This window comes from Mycobacterium sp. NGS63, assembly GCF_059812295.1.
The window spans coordinates 550,400-571,159 of sequence record NZ_JCALCJ010000003.1 but is presented as its reverse complement, the minus strand read 5'-3'; the positions used below and the strand labels follow the sequence as shown (position 1 = coordinate 571,159).

The following is a 20,760-nucleotide window of genomic DNA, read 5'->3' as shown; positions in this document are numbered from 1 at the left end:
TCGAGACCAGCGCGGCGCCAAGGCCGTTGAACCGCCTCGTCATGGCGCCGGCGGCCCAGGCGGAGCGGTCAGCGCGATGACCCGATCCGCCAGCTCTTGTTCGGATATCGGCCCGGTGACGTTGTTGACCAGATCGCCCGTCCCGTCTGGGCGAAGAAATGCCCATGCCGGGGGCCATGGCACGAAGAACGACTGCCAGATCATCCCGTTGGCATCGGTCAGATTGGTGAACTTCAGGTTGTTGTCGGCCACGAAACGCCGCATCGACATCGCATCCCAGCGTCCCGCGACGCCGACAAACGTCACCTCCGGATGGACGGCGGCGACCCGGCTCAGGACCGGAGCCTCCGCGGCGCAGACGCCGCAATACGGTGCGGGCGTCCAGAACCACAGCACGGCGGGCTTCCCGATGAGGCTGCGGCCGTCGAAAAGGGCCCCGTCCAACTCGGTGCCGTAGAAGCGCAGGCGTTGGTTGTCACCCACGAGCGGTTTGACATCAGCGGACGCCGCGGGTGCGGTGGCCAGTAGCGTGCCGGCGAGCACGAGACACGCGGCGAGAAGTCGACTGGCGTGAACCAATCGACTGCTGCCCCCAGGGCCCGTCGGCATGCGGAGTCCCCAATCGCTGCGCCGGTATGAAAGCATACCTAGAAGTACACATTGTCGTATATATTGTCAACCGTCAGGCCCCGTGGCGGCCCCGCAAGCACTCCGCTTAAACAATTATACTTTGCCGTATACTTTTGACTCGAAATGCCGTAGCCTGAAGCGCCATGACGGACGTCGCACCGCCCCGCCGCCACGCGGCGGCGCTGAGCCCCGACGTGGTGCGCCCGCTCGTGGGTCTGCTATCCATCTTGTTCGCCGTGGGCATCGTGGCGATCGCCGCGACCATGTTCAGTGGCGGCTTCTCGCCCGGGGTGCCGGTGACGGTGGTGGCGAGCCGCGCCGGCCTGGTGATGAACCCGGACGCCAAAGTGAAGATGCTCGGCGTCGAAGTCGGCAAGGTCGAGTCGATCGAGGAGCGCCCGGCTGGGCAAGCGGCGCTTCACCTTTCGATGTACCCGTCCCAGATTCACAAGATCCCGGCCAACGTCGTGGTCGACATCGCGTCCACCACCGTCTTCGGTGCCAAATTCGTGCAGTTGCTGCCGCCCAGAGACCCTTCGCCGCAGAGCATGCACGCCGGACAGGTGCTCGACGGCGAACACGTCACCGTCGAGATCAACACGGTGTTCCAGCAAGTGGTTTCGGTGCTGTCACAGATCGAGCCCACCAAGCTGAATGAAACCCTCGGCGCGCTATCGCGAGCGCTGAGCGGGCGCGGCAACAAATTCGGCCAGGGGCTGGCCGACCTCGATGCGGCCCTGGCGAAGGTGAATCCGGAATTGCCGGCTCTGTCGCACGACTTGGCGGTCGCACCGGATGTGGTCAGGGTGTACGCCCAGACCTCTCCGGAGCTTTTGAAGACTCTCGAGAACACTTCCCGGCTGAGTCAGACCGTGGTGGCCGAGCAACAGAACTTCGACGCGCTGTTGGTGAGCCTGATCGGGCTGTCGGATGTGGGCAAGCCATTCGTGGACGACAACCGGGCACCGCTGACCGACGCCATGCATCTCCTGGTGCCCACGACCCGCTTGACCGACGACTACAACCCGGCGCTGACGTGCGCCCTCATCGGTTTCGCCGACCTCGGCAGCGTCAACGCCCTCAATAGCGCGGGTGTTCTCCAATCGGTCAACTTCGTGTGGGGACACGAACGGTACAGGTACCCACAGGATCTGCCCAAGGTCGCCGCGAAAGGGGGACCACGCTGCGAGGTGCTCCCCGTCAAATATCAGACCCACCCGAAGTACGTGGTCACCGACACCGGCGTCAACCCGTGGAAGTACGGAAACCAGGGTTTGATGTGGAACAGCGACCTGATCAAACAGTGGCTGTTCGGCCCGATCGACGGCCCGCCCCGTAACAGCGCCCAGATCGGCCAACCGGGATGAGCGTCCTGCGGACAGCCGGTGCCAAGTTCGTGGTCTTCGCGGTCGTCATGATCATCCTCACCGGCTTTCTGTTCCTGGTGTTCGCGGACCCACGCACCGGCCCGGCGACGGGCTACTCGGCCGTTTTCGACAATGTCTCGGACCTGCGTCCGGGAAATACGGTGCGGGTGGCCGGTGTTCGGGTCGGCACGGTGTCGGACGTCAGCCTCGGCGACGACCACCGCGTCACCGTCGCGTTCAACGTCGCGAACAACGTGCATCTCACGGCCGGCACCCGGGTGGCGGTCAAGTATCTCAACCTGGTCGGCGATCGCTATCTTGCTCTCCTCGACGGCCCGGGATCCACGCGACTGCTGCCCGCGGGCTCGGTGATTCCGCTCGACCGCACCGCGCCCGCACTCGATCTCGACCTACTGCTCAGTGGGTTGAAACCCGTCATCCGGGGACTGAACGCGCGGCAGGTCAACGAGCTGTCATCGTCGCTGCTGCAGATCATGCAGGGCCAAGAGGGCACGCTGAATTCGCTGCTGTCCAAAACGTCGTCGTTCACATCAGCGCTCGCGGACAACAACCAAGTGGTAGAGCAGCTCATCGACAACCTGAAGGTGGTGCTGTCCACGCTGTCGAAGGACGGAGACAAGTTCTCGAACACAATCGATCACGTCGAGCGTCTCGTCACGGAATTGGACCAGCAGCGAGACACGATCGGCACCGCGATCGATTCGTTGTCCAATGGCACCGCCACGATTGCCGACTTGCTGAATCAGGCCCGGGCTCCCCTCGCCGGGACCATCCGCGAGCTGAGCCGGCTGGCTCCCAACCTCGACAAGGAAAAGGACCGCCTCGACTACGCCCTGACTAGGGCGCCGGAGAACTTCCGCAAGCTGGCGCGGGTGGGCTCCTATGGCAACTGGATCCAGTATTACCTGTGCGATGCGACGCTGCGGGTCAACGACCCGCAGGGCCGGGTGCTGGTACTGCCGATCATTCACCAGAATTCCGGCAGGTGTCAGTAGATGCTCAAATACCGTGGCGCACGCCTTATCCGGGCCGGCTTCATCGGGGTTGTCCTGGCCGTTCTCGTCGTCTTGGTCGGCCTGTCCCCGCAGCAGTTGGTGACGCTGGCGACAACCGCCCGATACCAGGCGGTGTTCGCCGAAGCCGGCGGCCTGGCCGAAGGCAATGCCGTGATGATATCCGGTGTCAAAGTCGGCACGGTGAACAAGATTTCGCTTCACGACGGTGACGTGGTCGTGGACTTCAATGTCGAGGGAAAGGTTGCGCTGGGATCGCAGAGCACCGCCCACATCAAGACGAGAACGTTGCTGGGCCAGCGGGCACTCGTGCTGGACTCGGGCGGGGACAGGCCGTTGCGGCCCGGCAGCGTGATCCCGCTGTCGCGCACTTCGTCGCCGTACTCGTTAACGGATGCGGTCAACGAACTGACCTCCAATACCGCCGCCATCGACACAGATCAACTGAACCGGTCGCTCGACACGCTGTCGACGACGCTCGACCGCATCGGCCCTCAGTTGGGTCCGGCGTTCGACGGATTGACACGCCTGTCGCGATCCCTCAACAGCCGCAACGAATCACTGCGCGACCTGTTCAACTCGGCGGCCGATGTCACCAAGGTCTTGTCGCAACGCAGTGAACAGGTGAACACGTTGCTACTCAACGGCAACACGCTGCTGCAGGTGCTTGTCGAGCGACGCCAGGCGATCGTGAATCTCCTCGCCAACACGTCCTCGGTGGCGAAACAGTTGTCGGGCCTGGTCGCCGACAACGAGGCCCAACTGGCTCCCACGCTCGACCGGCTGAACTCGGTCACCGCGATGCTGGAGAAGAACCGCGACAACATCGGGAAAGCCATCCCGGGCTTGACGAAATACACCCAGATCTTGGGCGAAACGATATCGGGCGGAAGCTACTACAACGCCTTCATCGCCAACCTCACCCAGGGACCATTCATCCAACCGCTGATCAATTCGTTGTTCAATCAGCAGCCGCGTTCCCTCTTCCCCGTCCCGAACTGCGGGGACGACGGCGACTGCTACAGCCGCAAAGAAGAGATGAAACCCAACAGCCTCGAGCCGCAGGCGCCGCGATGATCTCTCGCCGAGCTCTTGGTCGACTGGTCGTCGCCGTATTGGCGCTGTCACTGGTGGGCGCCGGAATCTTCATCGCCCACCAGCGGCTGTTCGGGCCGCGCACGTTCACCGCCGTCTTCCAAAGCGCCACCGCGATCTACGCGGGCGACGACGTACGAGTCGCGGGGGTCAAGGTAGGAACGGTAACTTCCATTGAACCGGGACCCGGCAACGTCCGGCTGTCGATGAAAGTGACTCGCGCTGTGTCGATTCCGGCCGACGCAAAGGCCGTGATCGTCGCGCAGAATCTGGTGGCCGCGAGGTATGTGCAGCTCACACCGGTCTATCGCAAGGGCGGCGGACGCACGATGGCCGACGGAGCGGTCATTCCGCTGGAGCGAACCGCCGTGCCGGTCGAATGGGACGAGGTCAAGCAGCAATTGAACCGCCTGGCGACCGAACTCGGCCCCGGCCACGGGGAGCAGACCGGGTCGGGCGGGCGGTTCATCGAGGCCGCGGCGAATGCGCTCAGCGGCAACGGCGACAAACTGCGCCAATCGCTGCATGAACTATCCGGCGTGGGAAGGGTTCTGGCGGACAGCAGCGGCAACATCGTCGAAATCGTCAAGGGTTTACAGAAGTTCGTCACCGCCGTGCGCGACAGCGACGAACAGATCGTTCAGTTTGAAAACAGGCTGGCCACGTTGTCGAGCGTGCTGGACGGCAGCAAGTCCGATCTGGACGCCGCCTTGAAGAACCTGTCCGTCGCCGTGGGCGAGGTTCAGCGGTTCATCGCCGAAACACGGGACAAGACCAGCGAGCAGGTGCAGCGGCTGGCCGACGTCACACAGAATCTGGTCGATCATAAGAAAGACGTCGAACAACTGCTGCATATCTTCCCCAGCAGCCTGGCGAACTTCTACAACGTCTACGACCCCGTCTCGGGAACTTTCGGAGGGGTGTTTGTAATGAACAACTTCGCGAACCCCATCCAATTCATCTGCGCGGCGATGGCGGCGGCCACCCCTGGTAACCCGGCGGACGGAGTAAAGAAGTGCGCCGAGTACCTCGGACCGATCCTGCGGATCTTGAACCCCGCGACCATCGTCAACCTCAACTACCTTCCGATTCCGCTGAACCCGATACTCGGCCCGGTGCCCGCACCGCAGGATCTGATCTATTCGGAACCCAAACTCGATCCGCGGCAAATCGTGCAGCCACCTCCGGGCCCACCGCCCCCCGCCACCGTGCCGGACCTGCTGCTGCCGGCAGGGAGTCCCTCACCATGACGACCCGTCGCGCCCTGCGCTTCTTGTCCGTGGCCATCGTGTGCGTAACGGCTCTGTCCGGCTGCGCCTGGCACGGCGTCAACTCGTTGCCCCTGCCCGGGGCGCCCGGCCGGGTACCGGACGCGGCGACCTATCACGTAGAGATCGTCGATGTCGGTTCCCTGGAATCGAACTCCCCGGTGATGATCAACGACGTCGTGGTCGGCAGCGTGGGCGAAATGACGGTGCAGAATTGGCACGCCGACGTCGCGGTCCTCATCAAGCCGGGCATCGTCGTGCCCGGCAATGCCGTGGCAACGGTTGGCCAGACGAGCCTGCTCGGCTCGAGCCACCTGGCGTTGGACCCGCCCGCCGGAGTTGCGCCGAGCGGTCGCCTTGCGCCCGGCGCGGTTGTCCCCCTGAGCAGTTCGTCGACCTACCCGTCGACGGAACAAACGCTGGCCTCGTTGTCCGTGGTCGTCAACGGCGGCGGTCTCGGCCAGATCGGCGACGTCATCGCCAACTTCAACGAGGCGTTCGACGGCCGCCAGGGCGCCATTCGCGACCTGATCAGTCAGCTGGACACTTTCCTGGGCACTTTCGACCGTCAGCGCGACGACGTCATATCGCTCCTTTACGAGTTCAACAAGTTGGCCGCCACCATCTCCGGCCAACGCGACGTCGTCACCAGGGCGCTGCAACAGGTGCCTCCGGCGCTGGAAGTGCTGCTGCGAGAACGGCCCAGGCTCACGACAGCACTGGACAAGCTGCACGCGTTCAGTGATGCCGCCGCCGGGGCCATTCACGACGTCAAAGCCGACCTGGTCGAGAACCTTCGTCACCTGGAACCCACGGTGCGGGCGCTCGCTGACGTCGGCGTCGACATCGACAAAGCCATCGCCTTCACGACGGTTTTCCCGTACGGGCAGGGCTGTATCGACCGCTGTGTCAAGGGCGACTACATCAACTTGTCCACCACCCTCGACTTCACCCTTCCCCGGCTCAAGCGCGAGATATTAATGGGCACCCGTTGGGGCAATCCGAACATGCAGATCCAAGCGGCGGTGGGCGACCCGGGTTATGCGGAGCAGACCAACAACCCTCTCGCGGTGGGTGTCACAGCTCCGGCGGCTCCGGCCACCGAGGCCGCGCCACCGGCGGCACCTGAGCCTCCGCAAGCTCCCGCGCCCGCGGTGGCCGAACCGGGCGCACCGCTCTGGCTGGCCCCGCTGGATCAGGGAGGCCATTGATGCTGAGCCGCTTGGTCAAAACTCAATTGGTCATCTTCTCGATCGCCTCGCTCGTCGGGCTCACGCTGATGGCCTTCGACTACATCCAGGTGCAGTCCTTCCTGGGCATCGGCCGCATGAACGTCACCCTCGACCTGCCGGCCACGGGCGGCCTCTACCGCTTTGGCCGGGTCACCTACCGCGGCGTCGACATAGGCAAGGTCACGAACATCGACCTGACACACGTCGGGACCAAAAACGCGGTAGTCGCCACGCTCTCGATCGACGAGTCGAAAAAGATTCCCGCCGACCTGGAGGCACACGTCCGGAGCGTCTCCGCGGTGGGGGAAATGTATGTGGACCTGTCCCCCCGGTCGGACTCCCCGCCGTATCTCCACAACGGCTCGGTGATCGACGCGCGCAACGCGTCCATTCCGCAACCGGTGGGCCCCATGCTCGACCACCTCAGTGCGCTGGTGGGCAGCATCCCCAAGGACAAGCTGCACCAACTGCTTGACGAATCGTCCAGGGGGCTGGGCGGCGCCGGCTACGACCTGCAATCCCTGCTGGACTCGACGTCCAAGCTCGGTGGCGCGGCCAACCAGGTCAAGGACCAGACGAACGCTTTGACGCGGGACACCGCCCCGCTCCTGGACACCCAGGCCCAGAGCACCGAGGCGATCCGCACCTGGACGCGCGGCCTTGCGTCGGTGACCGGGCAACTGGTCGCCGACGACCCGCAGTTCCGTTCCGTGCTGGACAAGGGTCCCGGCTTCGCGCGCGAGACAGCGCGGCAACTCGAGCAGCTCAAGCTGACCCTGCCGGTGCTGCTGGCCAACCTGACGACACTGGGCCAACTCGCCGTCACCTACAACGCGGGTTTGGAACAATTGCTGGTACTGGCTCCGCCGCTGGTTTCCGCCGTCGAATCAGCCCAACCCAACAGGAACGCATCAGGGCTCGGGCTGGGCAGCTTCCGCCTGTCAGGCATCTCGGACCCTCCGCCCTGCACGGTTGGCTTCCTGCCGCCTTCTTCCTGGCGGCCCGCTTACGACACCACCACGATCGATACGCCGAACGACATCTATTGCAAGCTCCCGCAAGACTCTCCGGTCGCGGTGCGCGGCCTCAGGAACTTCCCGTGCGCGACAAAACCCGGCAAGCGCGCACCAACGGCCGAACTCTGCAATAGCGACCAGGAATACGAACCCGTCGCCCAACGACAACCGATCATCGGTCCGTATCCGCGTGACCCGAATCTGGAGGCGCAGGGGGTTCCACCGGACTCTCGATGGTTCCCCGACCAGGGCTTGTACGCCCTGCCCGGACAGGGGCCGCCCGCGCCGCCCGGCCCGGTGCCGGCAACTCCGCCGATGACGCTACTGGTGCCGCCGCCCGCGTCCAATGCCGTTCTGCCGCCGGGCCTTCCACGAGAAGGCGACCCGCCAAACACCGGCCCCGAGACGCCGCCGGATTCGCACGGTCCGGCGCCCGCCGCCCCGAGCTCGTCCCACGGCGGCGCCGCAGCCAAACCGTCCGTTGGTGTGGCGCAATACGATCCGCGCACCGGTGAATACGTCACCCCGGACGGAGGGTTGTACCGCCAATCGGATTTGGTGCCCTCGGCCGTCCCTCGGACCTGGAAAGACCTGATTTTGGCGCCGACCGCATGACCGAGATGCGGGGCGCCCAGAAAAGACGGGAGCGGCGCATGGCCCCCCTGGCGAACGCCGACGGCTCGGGCGGGAACGCATCCTCGACTCTCGCCCAGGCGCAACCCACCACCGGGGACGCCCAGGCGATGGTCGAGCTCGCCGAAGCGGAGGTGGCCGAAGCAGAAGCCCGGCTGGCCGCGGCCAGCGCGCGCGCCCGGGCCATCCGGCTGCGCCGGCAGGCAGACCTCATCGAGGATCTCGAACCGCACGATGCCACGACGGAAGACGAGACCGGTGCCGTGCCGGCCGGGCCAGAAGCCCCTGCGGCAGAGCAAGACTCGGGCGGCGAACCCGAAGCGGCGCCCTCGAAGTGGCGCCGATACCGGCCGAACATCCGACGTCCCCGATGGTCCGCTTGCGTCAAGGGCCTCGCCGTCATCGTGGTGATAAGCGCGGTTTCGACCAGTGGATACATCGCTTGGCAACATCGAAAACTCTCCCAGCAAGCCCGGCACGAGGCGGAGTTCGTTGCCGCCGCGCGGCAAGGCGTGGTCACGATGACGTCGCTGGACTTCAACAAGGCAAAAGACGATGTCCAGCGCATCATCGAAAGCGCCACCGGCGAATTCAAAGACGACTTCCAGAAGAAGGCCGACGACTTCATCAACGTGGTGCAACAGTCAAAGGTGGTCACCAAGGGCACCGTCCATGCGGCTGCGGTCGAGTCGATGACTGACGATTCCGCGATGGTACTCGTGGCTGCGACGTCAGAGGTCACCAATGCGGCCGGCGCCAAGAGCGAACCGCGTGCGTGGCGCCTGAACGTCACTGTCACGCGCGACGGCGGGCAGCTCAAGTTATCGAAAGTCGAGTTCGTACCATGAGCTCCTCGACACACCGCCTGCGACGCCTGACGCGCGCTGTCCTAAGACGCCCACCGCGGCGAGTCTCGGTCGCGGCCTTGGCGCTGTCGGTGGTGGCGTCGGTTGGAATGCTGGCGACGCTGTTCTACCTCGAGTACCGACCGGACAGGCAGACCGGCGCCGAGACCAAACAGTCGGTGCTCGCGGACGCCAAGGCCGGCACAATTGGCCTGTTGTCCTATTCACCCGAAACTTTCGACCGGGACTTTACGGCCGCCAAAGCACTGTTGACCGGTGACTTCTTGACCTACTATGCGCAGTTCGGTGAGCGGGTCCTGCGCCCCGCCGCCACCCAGAAGGGTGTCAAGACATCCGCGGTCGTGCCGCGAGCCGCAGTATGCGAACTTCGCCCGACTTCTGCGGTTGTGCTCGAGTACATCGACCAGACCACGACGACCAAAGAGAAGCCGGAGCCGACGGTGGCGGCGAGCAGCGTGCTGGTCAGGCTCGCGAAAGTCGATGGCAAATGGTTGATTTCGTCGTTCGATCCCACGCCCGTCTAGCGCTGGCCGCCGGCGTAGGGTAGGTCGGCCACCATCGTGCACGCGCCCACCTCGAAGCTGAGGTGCCGCGCGATGGGCAGGCTCTCCGGTGGCGGATCCTGGTAGCTCCATGCGACATCTTCGATCACCGCATCACCGATCGCCGCCGACCAGTAGGTAGCGACGCCCTTGTAGTTGCAATAGCTCGAAGTCGTGGATTGCCGCAACAGGTCGGTGCGGACATGCGTGGGGTCCACGTAAAGCCGAGGCTCCAGCGTGGTCTCGAAGACGATCACGGTGTCGTCGGTGTCCACCAGCGTCACGCCGGCGACATCCACGCGCAACGCGCGCCTCGTGCGGTGGCAGTCGACGCGGTGATACGGGTTGGGCGGGTAGTGGACCAGTTGACGTCCCTCTTCGAACCAGGCGTCGACGGCTCTCCACGGGACGACAACGTAACCCGGCGCGGCCGGCTCGGGCTTGTGGGGCAGGTCGCCGACCTCGTCAGCGAGAAACGCGTATCGGTGGATGCGATCGGGGCGGTGCACCATCACCGCCCGCTCGGTGTCGATCACGGTGCGGCCGTCCCGCACCGCCCGAATGCGGCGCGGATGCGGCTCGACGTACACCGCCCCGGCCGGCAGGGGCTCGGAGAACCAACCCGCGGGGCTCGCGCCGAGCGGCCCCCGCGGCGTCGTCAATGCCATGGCCTGTTCCCATCCGTAGTCCCTGCCGAAGCGTCACCGAAAGTATACGAATACGTAGAGCGCCTGGGCGCTCATTGAAAAATCTCATTGACATTTGTCAGTGAATAGGCTGACAATACTGGCGATGACCGCCGAAGTGAACGACAAGCCGCGGGGACGCGAGGCGCAACGGCTCGAGACGCGCCAGCGCGTGTACGCCGCGGCGATAGCCGAGTTCAAGCGCTCGGGTGTCGCCGACGCCGACATCGGGGAGATCGTCTCCAGCGCCGGCGTGGCGCGTGGCACGTTCTACTTCCACTTCCCGACGAAGGAGCACGTGCTCGACGAAGTCGAGCGCAATCTGGTCAAGCGCCTCGCCGCGGACCTCGCTCGAGCCCTCGAGTCGCCGCACGACCTGTGGTCCATCCTGACCGAGGTGGTCCGACTGGTCGTCGCGGCCGAGGCGCGGCTGGGGCCGCGGCTATTCAGAGACGTTCTCGCTCTGCATTTTTCGCAGACCCGCCCCCAGGGCTGGGGCAAGTCGACCGATCATCCCCTGGTGGCGCTGGTCGCGGAGGACATCGGGCGGGCACAAGCAGGGGGCGTGGTTCATCCCGACGTCGACGCCGTCCACAGCGCCCTGTTCTTTCTCCTCGGCCTGTATTCGCTGCTGGTCACGAACCACGAGCCCAAGCCCGCTCGCACCCGACTGCTGAACGCCTTTCTGGCGAGCACCCGTCGCGGCCTGGAACGTCAATGACGCCGTTAAGTGGCGACCGACCGAATTGGAGGCACAACCATGTGGCAGGACATCGTTCGCATTGGTCTCGGATGGGGCGCGGCCGCCGGTCTGGTGTGGTTTTGGTACTGGCTGATGGGAAGCATCGGCACCTTCTAATGGCACTCGGCCGTCGCCGTCGCGAGCGGCAATCGTGATGGTCGCGACCACCACGGCGCCGGCGCTCGTTGTCGAGCGCTCGTGCGCGCTCGTGGCTGTCGCTCTCTCTCAGGGCCGCCGGCGGGGCGCCCGCCTGGTGTCCGGCGAGCGGCGAACATTCGGCATGAACGACGGCCGGACCGTGATCGAGGTTCCTTACCCCGCGCTTGCATCGGATTGGACTCGTCGCACCCTGACGTGTGGCGTGGCCCTGCAGTGCGCGCCGTCGAAGGACCTGCTCAATGGCTACGCCCTGCACGAGCTCACCCCACGAGAGCTCCGGGCGCTGGCGCTCGTCGAAGGCCGCGCCGCGCTGGGTTGGGTCTCCGAGCACTGGCCGGGGTTGCTGCCGGAACTGCGACGGCACCTTGGTGACCTCAATCCCCTCGGCGAGGATCTCGACGGCGCGGCGATGCTCGAAATGGCCATCGAGTTGGCGAGGTCACGCGAACAGTTGGGCCGCTATCCGCTGCTGGGTCGGCTGACTCCGTCGACGCCGCGAGGTCTCGGTCTTTCGGCGCGCGCTCTGCGCATGCGCGGCAGGATGCCATGGAGTTCGAAGAAGGCGTTCACCAGGATCGGCTATTCGATACCCGTCGCGGGCGAGGGCGGTGTGCGCAACCCCAACCTGCCTCCGCCGAGCCGGCCCGAGGACGAAGAGATCGAGATCCGTTCCGACCATCGTGTCGGCATTCCATACCCGGAGTGGAACGCTTGGACGCAAAGCTTCCTGCCGGCCCACGTGGCCGTCCTCGAGAGCAAGCACCCGTTGCGCTCCAACACGTTTCGGCCCGTGGCGCCCGGAGTCCGGCGTTGGTTCGAGGAACACACGCATCGGGTGATGACGAACGGATTGGAAGACGGGTCGTGCGTGGACATCGATCGCTACGTCGACTATCACATCGACAGGATCTGCGGTCATACCTCCGAACCGCGCGTATTCCGCGATCTACTGCCCGGGTTCCGCGACGTGACCACCGCGCTGCTGCTCGACGGTAGCTCGTCGCTCGGAGTTCACCAGGGCCGGGTATTTCGCCTCGAATTGGCTTGTGCGGATGCGCTATCGCGGGCGATGAAGCTTGCTCGCGAGCGTCACGGGGTGTTCGTGTTCAGCGGGAATACCCGGCACCGAGTCGACGTGCAGTGTCTGAAGGATTTCGACGAGCCCCACTTCGCCGTCCCCAGCGCGGCGGGCCTGGCGACCGGTGGCTACACCAGACTCGGCGCACCGTTGCGGCACCTGACGAATCGGCTGCTGGGCCAGCCGTCAGAACGACGGCTGCTGATCGTGATCGGCGACGGCCTGATGTCGGACGAGGGCTACGAGGGGCGGTACGCATGGGCCGACGTGGCGCATGCGGTTGAGGAGGCCGAAGAGGCCGGTGTCGCAATCTACTACATCGGACTCGGCCCGACCCGGGTGGATCCGCTGCCAGAGGTGTTCGGGCCGCGCCGGTCGACGCGGATCAGGCACGTCGACGAGCTGCCCAATGTCTTGGCCCATGTCCATCGCGAACTTGTCGCGGCGTAGGTCCCCGATGTCCAGGAGTGAGATGAGAGCCGCTTTCTACCAGGCGCAGGGTAACGAGGTAGCGCTGTTCGAGCGGGCATCCGCCAGACGGCTGCCGGTCATGCTGACGGGCCCAACCGGTTGCGGCAAAACGCGATTCGTGGAGTATATGGGCGAGTTGCTTGGCCGCCCGGTCGTCACCATCAGCTGCCACGACGACCTGACCAGTTCGGATCTGGTCGGCCGGTTCCTGGTTTCGGGCGGCGACGTCATCTGGAACGACGGCCCCCTGACCCGCGCCGTCAAGGCCGGCGCGATCTGTTACCTCGATGAGGTGGTCGAAGCCCGTCATGACTCGCTGGCGATCCTGCACTCGCTCACCGATCATCGGCGCGCACTCTATCTCGATCGTGCGGATGAGGTTGTCGAGGCGCCGGATTCGTTCATGGTGGTGTGCTCCTACAACCCGGCCTACCGCAGCTCGCTGAAGGAGCTGAAGCCTTCGTTCCGCCAGCGATTCGTCACCATTGCGATGGACTATCTGCCGCCGGATCGCGAGGCAGAGGTATTGGTCAGCGAGGCGGGGATCAGCTCGGCGGTCGCCGCACGGCTTGTCAAGTGCGCGAACGGTATTCGTGATGCCGATGACGTGTTCCATTTCGAGCCGCCATCCACCCGCGTTCTGGTCACGGCCGCACAACTGATCGCGGCGGGTGCAGACGAAGTCGAGGCCGTCGACGCATGCGTTTTGACACCGCTGTCCACCGATGGCGCTGTCACCGACGGCCTGCGGGAAGCGGCCGCCGCCATTCTGGTTCCTACCACGGCGTAAATCGCTTATCACCTACGAGAGGAGCGGATTGATGAATCAGGCACAGCGAAAGCGGCGGCGGGCGTTGATGGTCTTCCAGATCGTCATCTACGGCTACCTGGCGCTGCAGTTCGGCATCCAGATGTATATGTACGCGACCCGGAACTGGTAGGACACACCATGAATCTGCCATTGATCAATCGCCGTTCTGGCAACGGCAAGACCGGGGCCGTCCCGACCGGCGACTGCGGGCTCACCACCCTCGACGATCAGCACGAGGAAAGCCGCAAGGCGCAATGGGGCGCGGACAAGTGGCTCATCGCGGGAACACTTCTGATGGGCACCAATGCGGCCGGCATCTTCGGTCTGCCGCTCTTCCTGTGGGGACTGCGCAAGCTGCGGCTGGCAACCAAGGCCGGGCTGTCGGTTCGACCTATCATGGTCACCCTGATCGGCTACCTGGTCATCCTGGATGCCGGACTCAACCTGCAGGGCTGGATTCTCGACCTGGTGGGCAACCACACTCTGGTCTACCGAGTGCTCTACACGGCGTGGGGAAACGCCTTCGACATGGGCTACTTCTGGCACTACAACCAGTTGTGGATCGGCGGTGCGAGCGCGCCCGGCGAAAAGAGCTGGGAAGTCGCATTGGTTCTCGTCGTATTCCCCATGCGGATCGCCGCCTCCATCGCCTTCCTGAAGATGAAGCGGTGGGGCTACCAATGGCTGCTGGTGACCTGCTGGTTCGGCGTGGTGATTTGGGTGGGCTATGTCATGAATATGACGGTCTTCGCCGACCTGCGTTATACCGGAACGGTTTTCCCGGTTATCGGATGGTGGATCTACGACATCATGTACATCACGCCGTTCTTGGCCATCCCCTATCTACACACCGTCAACCGCGAAATATTCGCGGACTAAGGAGCACTGGAATGACCAAGTCGAGCACCGAGGATCTCTCGTCGGCACCTGGCGAGTCGGCCGAGGACCTTCCCCTGGGCACCACGCAAGAAACTGCACGCCTTCACAAGTGGCTTAAACGCGGCATCCTGGTCTGCCTGGTCGGCCTTGTTCTCGAAGGCGCGTTCACCTTGCCGTTCCTCGCGATCTGGTACGGCTACCCCACCCTGGGATTCCGCGACATCTGCAGCGAGCTCATGAAGGTGCGATACAGCAACGAGTCGCTCGAGTGTCAGTATCCCTACCCGTTCCCCGGTCCCCCGTGGGGAGGGGCGCCAGAAGCGGCGGGTGTCGACACCGCCAAAGACCAGTGGGGAGTTCAGCCCAAGCCGCTGTACCCGAGGCTCGGCTTCCGGGAGCTGGTCAGGATCCACGACGAGCGGATCGCCCGCCAGCACGCCGCGCAACAACAGGGTGTCCCGACGCCCCATCCATAACCGGCAATGCGGCCGCCGCGGCACAACCAGACCCTTCCTTTCTCGGCCGCGGCGGTCGCATCACCTCATTGCCTGAGCAAAAATATACTTATATGTTTACTTTGTGGTGTGCTGTGCACGGCGCACCGCGGCATCCACGAAACAGGAGAAGACGATGGCATCAGCGGTTGAGCGCCTGATGGATCTCATGGGGCAGGAAGATTGCTACGACGTCGCGCCCGCGGATCTGTTGCCGCTGCAGATCGAGGCGGCGAACGAACGACTGGCCGCCCAGATCGACAAGATCGGCCTGCTGCGGAACCGGGCCGAGACGAGCGACGTGAGTCAGATCGAGGAGCCGGCCGACCTCGTCCCGTTGCTATTCGCGCACACCGCGTACAAGAGCTACTCGGAAAGCTGGCTGACCGAGGGCCAGTGGGACCGCATGGGCAGGTGGCTCAACACCGTATCGACGCGCCCGGTCGACAACGTCAACGTCGACGGTGTCGACACCCTCGATGGCTGGATCAAACAGCTCGAGAGCATCGGCCACTACCTGTCGTGCTCCAGCGGGACCACCGGCAAGCCGGCGATGCTCAGCGGCACCGAAGGCGACATCGACTTCTCGGCCAGGGCCAACGCCGCGGGGATCGTCTGGGCGCTCGGCCTCAAACCGAGCAGCGAACGGAAATTCTTCGGTATCGGACCACAATTTGCGGCCCCGCGCGAGAATGCCATCCGAGACTCGATGATCGCGGCGATCGCCCCTGACGTGGAACCGTTCCAATTCGGGTCGGAACCCATCACCGTGGGCGCGATGGTGGAAATGATTGTGCTGCGACGCAAGATCGCCGACGGCACGGCGAGGCCCTCGGAACTAACCGCGTTCGAACAGCTCGCGACGAAGCGCGCGGCGGAGATGGCCGACTCGTCGGAGAAGTCCGTCGACGCGCTGATCGAAGCGCGCACGCGCCCGATCATGATCAGCGGCATGTTCGGGCAGCTGTACCCGATCGCCGAGGCGGTTCGGGCGAAAGGCTTCAGCGGCACGGCCTTTCACCCCGAAAACACGATGTTTGTCGCCGGCGGCCTGAAGGGAGCGGTGCTGCCGGAGAACTATCGCGAATACATCCTCGAAACGTTCAACGTCACCGAGGAGCGCATGTACCACATGTACAGCATGCGCGAGCTCAATTCGACCTTCCCCCTGTGCAGCGCCGAGCGCTACCACATCTCACCATGGGTGATCATGCTGCCACTAGACGTCAGCGGCGAGAATCTGCTTGATGCTGACGGCGGTGACATCGAGGCACGGGCCGCATTCATGGACCTGTCGATCGAAGGCCGATGGGGCGGCATCATCAGCGGCGACAAGATCAGCGTCAGCCTCGCCCGGTGCGCTTGCGGGCACCAGGGGCCCACGGTAGCGCGGGAGATCATGCGCTTCGCCGACCTGCCCGACGGAGACAAGATCTCCTGCGCCGGCAGCATCGACGCCTACGTGCGGGGTGTGTCGTGACGGCGCCTGGGGCGCAGCCCCTTTCGGCGCCGCACTTCGTTCAGGGCAGTCTCGTAACAGGTGATGCAGTTCGTCACCGGTCCCGTGATCTCGGCGCGGACTTCACCACTCCCGCGATCGACCTCGACGCCATCGTGATGCCGCGTTCGCAGCTGCCGCCGCTGCTGGACGTCAAGACTTCCGAGATCATCGATTTCTTGGTCGAGGTAGGTGAGCGGCTTCATCTCGAGCGCAACCCGTACCTGCGGGAGTGTCTGGAGTACATCGCCGCGACCAACCCCTTGCCGCGGCGGGTCGTGGAAAACCTCTACCGCGAGGCGCCCTACTATCTCAACCGATCGCTGCTGGAAAGCATGGTCGACTCCAACTTCGCCAATCGCGATGCGCTCGACGGCTGGGTCGAGCGGGTCGACCCATATGGCAGCAAGTTGGCCGTGCGGGCGTTCCCGCCTCGGATCGTGCACATGTTGGCCGGCAATGCGCCCGCGGGCTGCATAGCGTCGATCGCCCAGGGCGCGCTTGTCAAGGGCGTGAACCTGTTCAAGATGCCCTCGAGCGACCCGTTCACCACCGTCGCGGTGCTGCGCACGATGGCCGATGTCGACGCGTCGCATCCCGTCGTCCGCTCGATGACCGCGGTGTACTGGGCGGGCGGCGACGAGTCGATCGAGCGCACGCTCTATCGTCCGCAGTATTTCGACAAGATCGTGGCCTGGGGCGGCGGGCCGGCGATCAACAACGTCATCAGGTATCTGGGACCCGGGATCCAGCTGGTGTCGTTCGATCCCAAATCGTCGATCTCCATGATCGGCCGCGAGGTCTTCGTCGCAGACGGCGCCGTCGACGAGGTCGCGGAACGGCTTGCGGCCGACACGACCGTGTTCAACCAGGAGGCCTGCCTGGCAAGTCGGTTCGTGTTTATCGAGGGCGAGCGAACCGAAATCGAGACGTTCTGCGCCAAGTTCGCCGATCGTCTGGGTGTGGATCGCGACTACGCATCCGCGGTGGCTCAACCGTTACCATCCGACGTCCGCGAGGAAGTCGAGGTCCTTTCGGCGATGGGCGATGTGAAAGTGTGGGGCCGCTACGACGGCAGCGGACTAGTGGTCCTTTCGGACACACCGGTGAATTTCCACCCCTCGAACAAGACGTCCAATGTCGTCATGGTCGACTCCCTCGACGACGCGGTTCGCTACGTCAACGTCGCGACGCAGACCATCGGGGTCTATCCGTTTGAGCGCAAGGCCGCACTGCGCGACCGCCTGGCCGCTGCGGGTGCGCAACGCTTGTGCCGCTTGGGAACCGCAAACGCGCACGCCCTGGGCAGCCCGCACGACGCGATGTATCCCCTGCAGCGCCTGGTCCACTGGATGGCCGACGACGACGTCAACATCTGACGGGAGACCGAATGCCAGAGAAGCGACTGTCGCATCAGCACAACTCATCTCGCCGCGTGACCATATGAACGACGCTGTGGCGTGCGGTGGTGATTGAACAGTGCGCGTCGGAGTGATGATCGGCGCTGAGCGTGGCGGCTCGGCGCGCAAGGTGTCCGGAATGCTCGACGAGATCGCGTGGGCCGAAGACGCGGGGCTCGACACGGTCTGGGTTCCGCAGGTGCCCACCGACTTCGACGCGCTGGTCGCCGTGACCCTGATGGGTGCCCACACCACCCGCATCGAGTTCCTCACCGCCGTGGTCCCTTTGCAGGCCCAGCATCCCATTGCGCTGGCCCGCCAGGCATTGTCGGTACACGCCGCCACGGGCGGACGCCTGACGCTCGGTGTCGGTCCCTCGCATCACTGGATCGTGCGCGACATGCTCGGGTTGCCCTATGACCGGCCGGCTGCGTACACCCGTGACTATCTCGAGGTCCTGAATGCCGCCCTGAGCGGCGCTAACTCCGTCGATATCGAGAACGAGGAGTTTCGGGTCCACAACCCGTTGGACCTGCCGCCGGTGTCTCGCCTGCCCGTCCTGCTCGCCGCGCTGGGACCCGTGATGCTGCGGTTGGCCGGTGAACACGCGGACGGCACCGTTCTGTGGATGGCGGACGAGCGCGCAATCGGCGAGCACGTCGTGCCGCGCATCACCAAGGCCGCCGACAACGCGGGCCGCCCGGCGCCGCGTGTCGTCGCCGGCCTACCGGTATGCCTGTGTAGCTCAGGGGAGGTCGCGGCCGCCCGCGAGCGTGCCAACCGCATTCTCGCCGAGGCCGAAACCTCGCCGAACTATCAGCGACTGTTGGAGCACTGCGACGCCAGGGACGTCGGTGATCTGCTCGCGGCGGGCGACGAGTCCGCCATCCTCGCGCGGTTCCGTCGGTTCGCCGACGCCGGTGTCACCGATCTGTGTGTCCGGTTCATGCCCATCGGCACCGGGCGCGACGAATTGCTCGCGTCGAAGCGCCGGACACAACAAGCGGTCGCCGCACTGGCCGGGCAGCTGCGCTGAGCCGACGGTGCATGACTCGACATGACGCGAATATGAGGAATATTCCGACCGGGCTCGCCGAGCGCTACGAGCGAGAGGGTTGGTGGACGCCGGACACGGTAGGCCAACTGCTGGCCGGCGGGCTCCGGACCCATTCCGATATCCCGTTCCGGGTCCATTCCGCGGTGCGGCCGTGGTCGGGGACGTTCTGTGACGTCGAGCGAACCGCACGCAGGCTCGCCGCGGGATTGCGGGCACGCGGCGTCGGTCCCGACGACGTGATCGCATTCCAGTTGCCCAACTGGATGGAAGCCGCCGCGACCTTCTGGGCATCGGCGTTCCTCGGCGCGGTGGTGGTTCCGATCGTCCACTTTTACGGCCGAAAGGAATTGGCGCACATTCTGGCGACGGTGCGCCCGAGGGTCTTCGTCACCGCCGAGAAATTCGGCCGGATGTCGTACGCCGGCGACCTGTGTTCGCAGGTGCCGATCGTCGGGGTGGTGGAGCAGGACTTCGATGATCTGCTTGCCCCCGAGCCGATGGCGAACACCATCGCAACCGACCCCCGCAATCCGGCGCTGATCGCGTTCACGTCCGGCACCACCAGCACGCCCAAGGGCGTCATTCACAGCCATCAGACGCTGTGCTGCGAGGCGCGGCAATTCGCCGGCGCGCTGCCCGCCGACCGCGGCAGGCAGCTCACCGTGGCGCCCGTCGGGCACTTCATCGGCATGGTCAACGCTTTCCTGCTCCCGGTGCTCGAGGGCTCCCCGGTGAACCTCGCCGATACCTGGGATCCGACCCAGATGCTGGAGCTGATGGACAGCGATGGCCTTTCCGTCGGTGGCGGGCCGCCCTATTTCATTACGAGCTTGCTCGACCACCCCGATCTGCGGCCCGAGCACCTGCAGTACCTGAAATACGCCGGACTCGGCGGGTCGGCGGTGCCTGCCTCGGTCGCCCGACGGCTAACCGATCTCGGCATCACCGTGTTCCGCGCCTATGGCAGCACCGAACACCCATCGATGACTCGTTCCGCGCACACCGCGCCGGAGCACAAGCGGCTGTTCACCGACGGCAAGCCGGAGCCCGGCGTGGAGATCCGATTGGAATCCGACGGCGAAATCTACAGCCGCGGACCGGATCTCTGCGTGGGCTACACCGACGAGGCGTTGACGCGTGGCGCGTTTGACGACGAGGGCTGGTACCGCACCGGCGACGTCGGCGTGATCGACGACGACGGCTACCTGACGATCACCGACCGGAAGGCCGACTTCATCATCCGGGGCGGCGAGAACATCAGCGCACTGGAAGTCGAGGAAACGCTGCTGGCGATGCCCGCGGTCGCGGAGGCAGCGGTCGTGGCAGTAGCCGACCCACGTTTGGGCGAACGTGTCGCGGCCGTCCTGCGCATCAAGCGCGGCGACGCCATGCCCACGCTGGCACAGACCCGCGCCCACTTCGGCCGACTTGGTATCGCCAGGCAGAAGTGGCCGGAGGAACTTCATCAGGTCGACGAATATCCGCGCACAGCCAGTGGCAAAATCCAAAAGCACCTGTTACGCAAGGCGATTGCCTCTCGGCCGCCGCTTTGACGGTTTTGGTGGCATGAGGGACAGATCGGCGGCACTCGGCATCGGCCGTCGCGCCTAGGTCCCCGGGCGACGCGGCTCCATGCCGAACGCCGGCCCCGTCTGGGCAATCGCCCCGCGGCGTCGCGCCGATTCTCCCGCCGCGGGCGGCGCACATCCCGGAGAATGATATTATCGCTAGACAAGAACGGCACTTGCTTTTTCGTTCCGAAAACCAGCGACTACCAGGCGCGATGACTAATCGAAACGCTT

General features: G+C 64.9%; 19 protein-coding genes. 17 read left to right on the top strand and 2 right to left on the bottom strand.

Annotated features, from left to right (window positions below):
- Nucleotides 1–39 precede the first annotated feature (39 nt).
- Entirely contained in the window at nucleotides 40–609 is a 570-nt protein-coding gene (locus tag AC5Y4Z_RS09740; RefSeq protein WP_499963005.1) for a redoxin family protein, read from the bottom strand.
- A 164-nt stretch (nucleotides 610–773) separates the two neighbouring features.
- Here AC5Y4Z_RS09740 and AC5Y4Z_RS09735 point away from each other — a divergent pair, with 164 nt between their 5' ends.
- From AC5Y4Z_RS09735 to AC5Y4Z_RS09700, 8 genes are all read left to right on the top strand, one after another.
- Nucleotides 774–1,997, top strand: a complete 1,224-nt coding sequence (locus AC5Y4Z_RS09735; protein ID WP_499963003.1) for an MCE family protein — start codon at nucleotides 774–776, stop codon at nucleotides 1,995–1,997.
- Nucleotides 1,994–3,013, top strand: a complete 1,020-nt coding sequence (locus tag AC5Y4Z_RS09730; RefSeq protein WP_499963001.1) for an MCE family protein — start codon at nucleotides 1,994–1,996, stop codon at nucleotides 3,011–3,013. The genes AC5Y4Z_RS09735 and AC5Y4Z_RS09730 overlap by 4 nt, the downstream gene beginning before the upstream one ends.
- Nucleotides 3,014–4,108 (top strand): MCE family protein, encoded by a 1,095-nt coding sequence (locus AC5Y4Z_RS09725; protein ID WP_499962999.1) that lies wholly within the window; start codon nucleotides 3,014–3,016, stop codon nucleotides 4,106–4,108.
- The gene (locus AC5Y4Z_RS09720) at nucleotides 4,105–5,376 is read left to right on the top strand and encodes an MCE family protein (RefSeq protein ID WP_499962998.1); all 1,272 of its coding nucleotides are present in this window, start codon (nucleotides 4,105–4,107) and stop codon (nucleotides 5,374–5,376) included. Before AC5Y4Z_RS09725 ends, AC5Y4Z_RS09720 begins: the two co-directional genes overlap by 4 nt.
- Nucleotides 5,377–5,405: 29 nt before the next feature.
- Entirely contained in the window at nucleotides 5,406–6,605 is a 1,200-nt protein-coding gene (locus AC5Y4Z_RS09715) for an MCE family protein (protein ID WP_499962997.1), read from the top strand.
- The gene (locus AC5Y4Z_RS09710; protein WP_499962995.1) at nucleotides 6,605–8,257 is read left to right on the top strand and encodes an MCE family protein; all 1,653 of its coding nucleotides are present in this window, start codon (nucleotides 6,605–6,607) and stop codon (nucleotides 8,255–8,257) included. The genes AC5Y4Z_RS09715 and AC5Y4Z_RS09710 overlap by 1 nt, the downstream gene beginning before the upstream one ends.
- Before the next feature lie 128 nt (nucleotides 8,258–8,385).
- The gene (locus AC5Y4Z_RS09705; RefSeq protein ID WP_499963327.1) at nucleotides 8,386–9,123 is read left to right on the top strand and encodes an Rv1363c family protein; all 738 of its coding nucleotides are present in this window, start codon (nucleotides 8,386–8,388) and stop codon (nucleotides 9,121–9,123) included.
- Between the two features lie 77 nt (nucleotides 9,124–9,200).
- The gene (locus tag AC5Y4Z_RS09700) at nucleotides 9,201–9,665 is read left to right on the top strand and encodes a twin-arginine translocation pathway signal (RefSeq protein ID WP_499962993.1); all 465 of its coding nucleotides are present in this window, start codon (nucleotides 9,201–9,203) and stop codon (nucleotides 9,663–9,665) included.
- On the opposite strand, the gene AC5Y4Z_RS09695 is transcribed toward AC5Y4Z_RS09700, so the two are convergent.
- Nucleotides 9,662–10,351, bottom strand: coding sequence for a DUF427 domain-containing protein (locus AC5Y4Z_RS09695; RefSeq protein WP_499962991.1), 690 nt, complete (start codon nucleotides 10,349–10,351; stop codon nucleotides 9,662–9,664). The two genes, AC5Y4Z_RS09700 and AC5Y4Z_RS09695, sit on opposite strands and share 4 nt — an antisense overlap.
- A 124-nt stretch (nucleotides 10,352–10,475) precedes the next feature.
- Here AC5Y4Z_RS09695 and AC5Y4Z_RS09690 point away from each other — a divergent pair, with 124 nt between their 5' ends.
- The 9 genes from AC5Y4Z_RS09690 to AC5Y4Z_RS09650 all read left to right on the top strand — a co-directional run bounded on the left by AC5Y4Z_RS09690 (nucleotide 10,476) and on the right by AC5Y4Z_RS09650 (nucleotide 20,511).
- The gene (locus AC5Y4Z_RS09690) at nucleotides 10,476–11,090 is read left to right on the top strand and encodes a TetR family transcriptional regulator (protein WP_499962989.1); all 615 of its coding nucleotides are present in this window, start codon (nucleotides 10,476–10,478) and stop codon (nucleotides 11,088–11,090) included.
- 175 nt (nucleotides 11,091–11,265) lie between these two features.
- A complete protein-coding gene (locus tag AC5Y4Z_RS09685; RefSeq protein WP_499962987.1) occupies nucleotides 11,266–12,798 on the top strand; it encodes a nitric oxide reductase activation protein NorD in 1,533 nt (510 codons plus the stop codon).
- 22 nt (nucleotides 12,799–12,820) lie between these two features.
- Nucleotides 12,821–13,609, top strand: a complete 789-nt coding sequence (locus AC5Y4Z_RS09680; RefSeq protein WP_499962985.1) for a CbbQ/NirQ/NorQ/GpvN family protein — start codon at nucleotides 12,821–12,823, stop codon at nucleotides 13,607–13,609.
- A 159-nt stretch (nucleotides 13,610–13,768) separates the two neighbouring features.
- Nucleotides 13,769–14,509: a hypothetical protein gene (locus AC5Y4Z_RS09675; RefSeq protein ID WP_499962983.1), complete on the top strand. Its 741-nt coding sequence runs from the start codon at nucleotides 13,769–13,771 to the stop codon at nucleotides 14,507–14,509.
- 11 nt (nucleotides 14,510–14,520) lie between these two features.
- Nucleotides 14,521–14,985, top strand: a complete 465-nt coding sequence (locus AC5Y4Z_RS09670) for a hypothetical protein (protein ID WP_499962981.1) — start codon at nucleotides 14,521–14,523, stop codon at nucleotides 14,983–14,985.
- A gap of 154 nt (nucleotides 14,986–15,139) precedes the next feature.
- Complete coding sequence (locus AC5Y4Z_RS09665; RefSeq protein WP_499962979.1) at nucleotides 15,140–16,483, top strand: hypothetical protein; 1,344 nt, start codon at nucleotides 15,140–15,142, stop codon at nucleotides 16,481–16,483.
- Nucleotides 16,480–17,880 carry an acyl-CoA reductase gene (locus AC5Y4Z_RS09660; RefSeq protein WP_499963325.1) on the top strand — a complete coding sequence of 467 codons (1,401 nt, stop codon included), beginning with the start codon at nucleotides 16,480–16,482 and terminating at the stop codon, nucleotides 17,878–17,880. Before AC5Y4Z_RS09665 ends, AC5Y4Z_RS09660 begins: the two co-directional genes overlap by 4 nt.
- 100 nt (nucleotides 17,881–17,980) lie before the next feature.
- Nucleotides 17,981–18,937 carry an LLM class F420-dependent oxidoreductase gene (locus tag AC5Y4Z_RS09655; protein ID WP_499962977.1) on the top strand — a complete coding sequence of 319 codons (957 nt, stop codon included), beginning with the start codon at nucleotides 17,981–17,983 and terminating at the stop codon, nucleotides 18,935–18,937.
- A gap of 32 nt (nucleotides 18,938–18,969) precedes the next feature.
- Nucleotides 18,970–20,511: an AMP-binding protein gene (locus AC5Y4Z_RS09650; protein ID WP_499963323.1), complete on the top strand. Its 1,542-nt coding sequence runs from the start codon at nucleotides 18,970–18,972 to the stop codon at nucleotides 20,509–20,511.
- Nucleotides 20,512–20,760 lie beyond the last annotated feature (249 nt).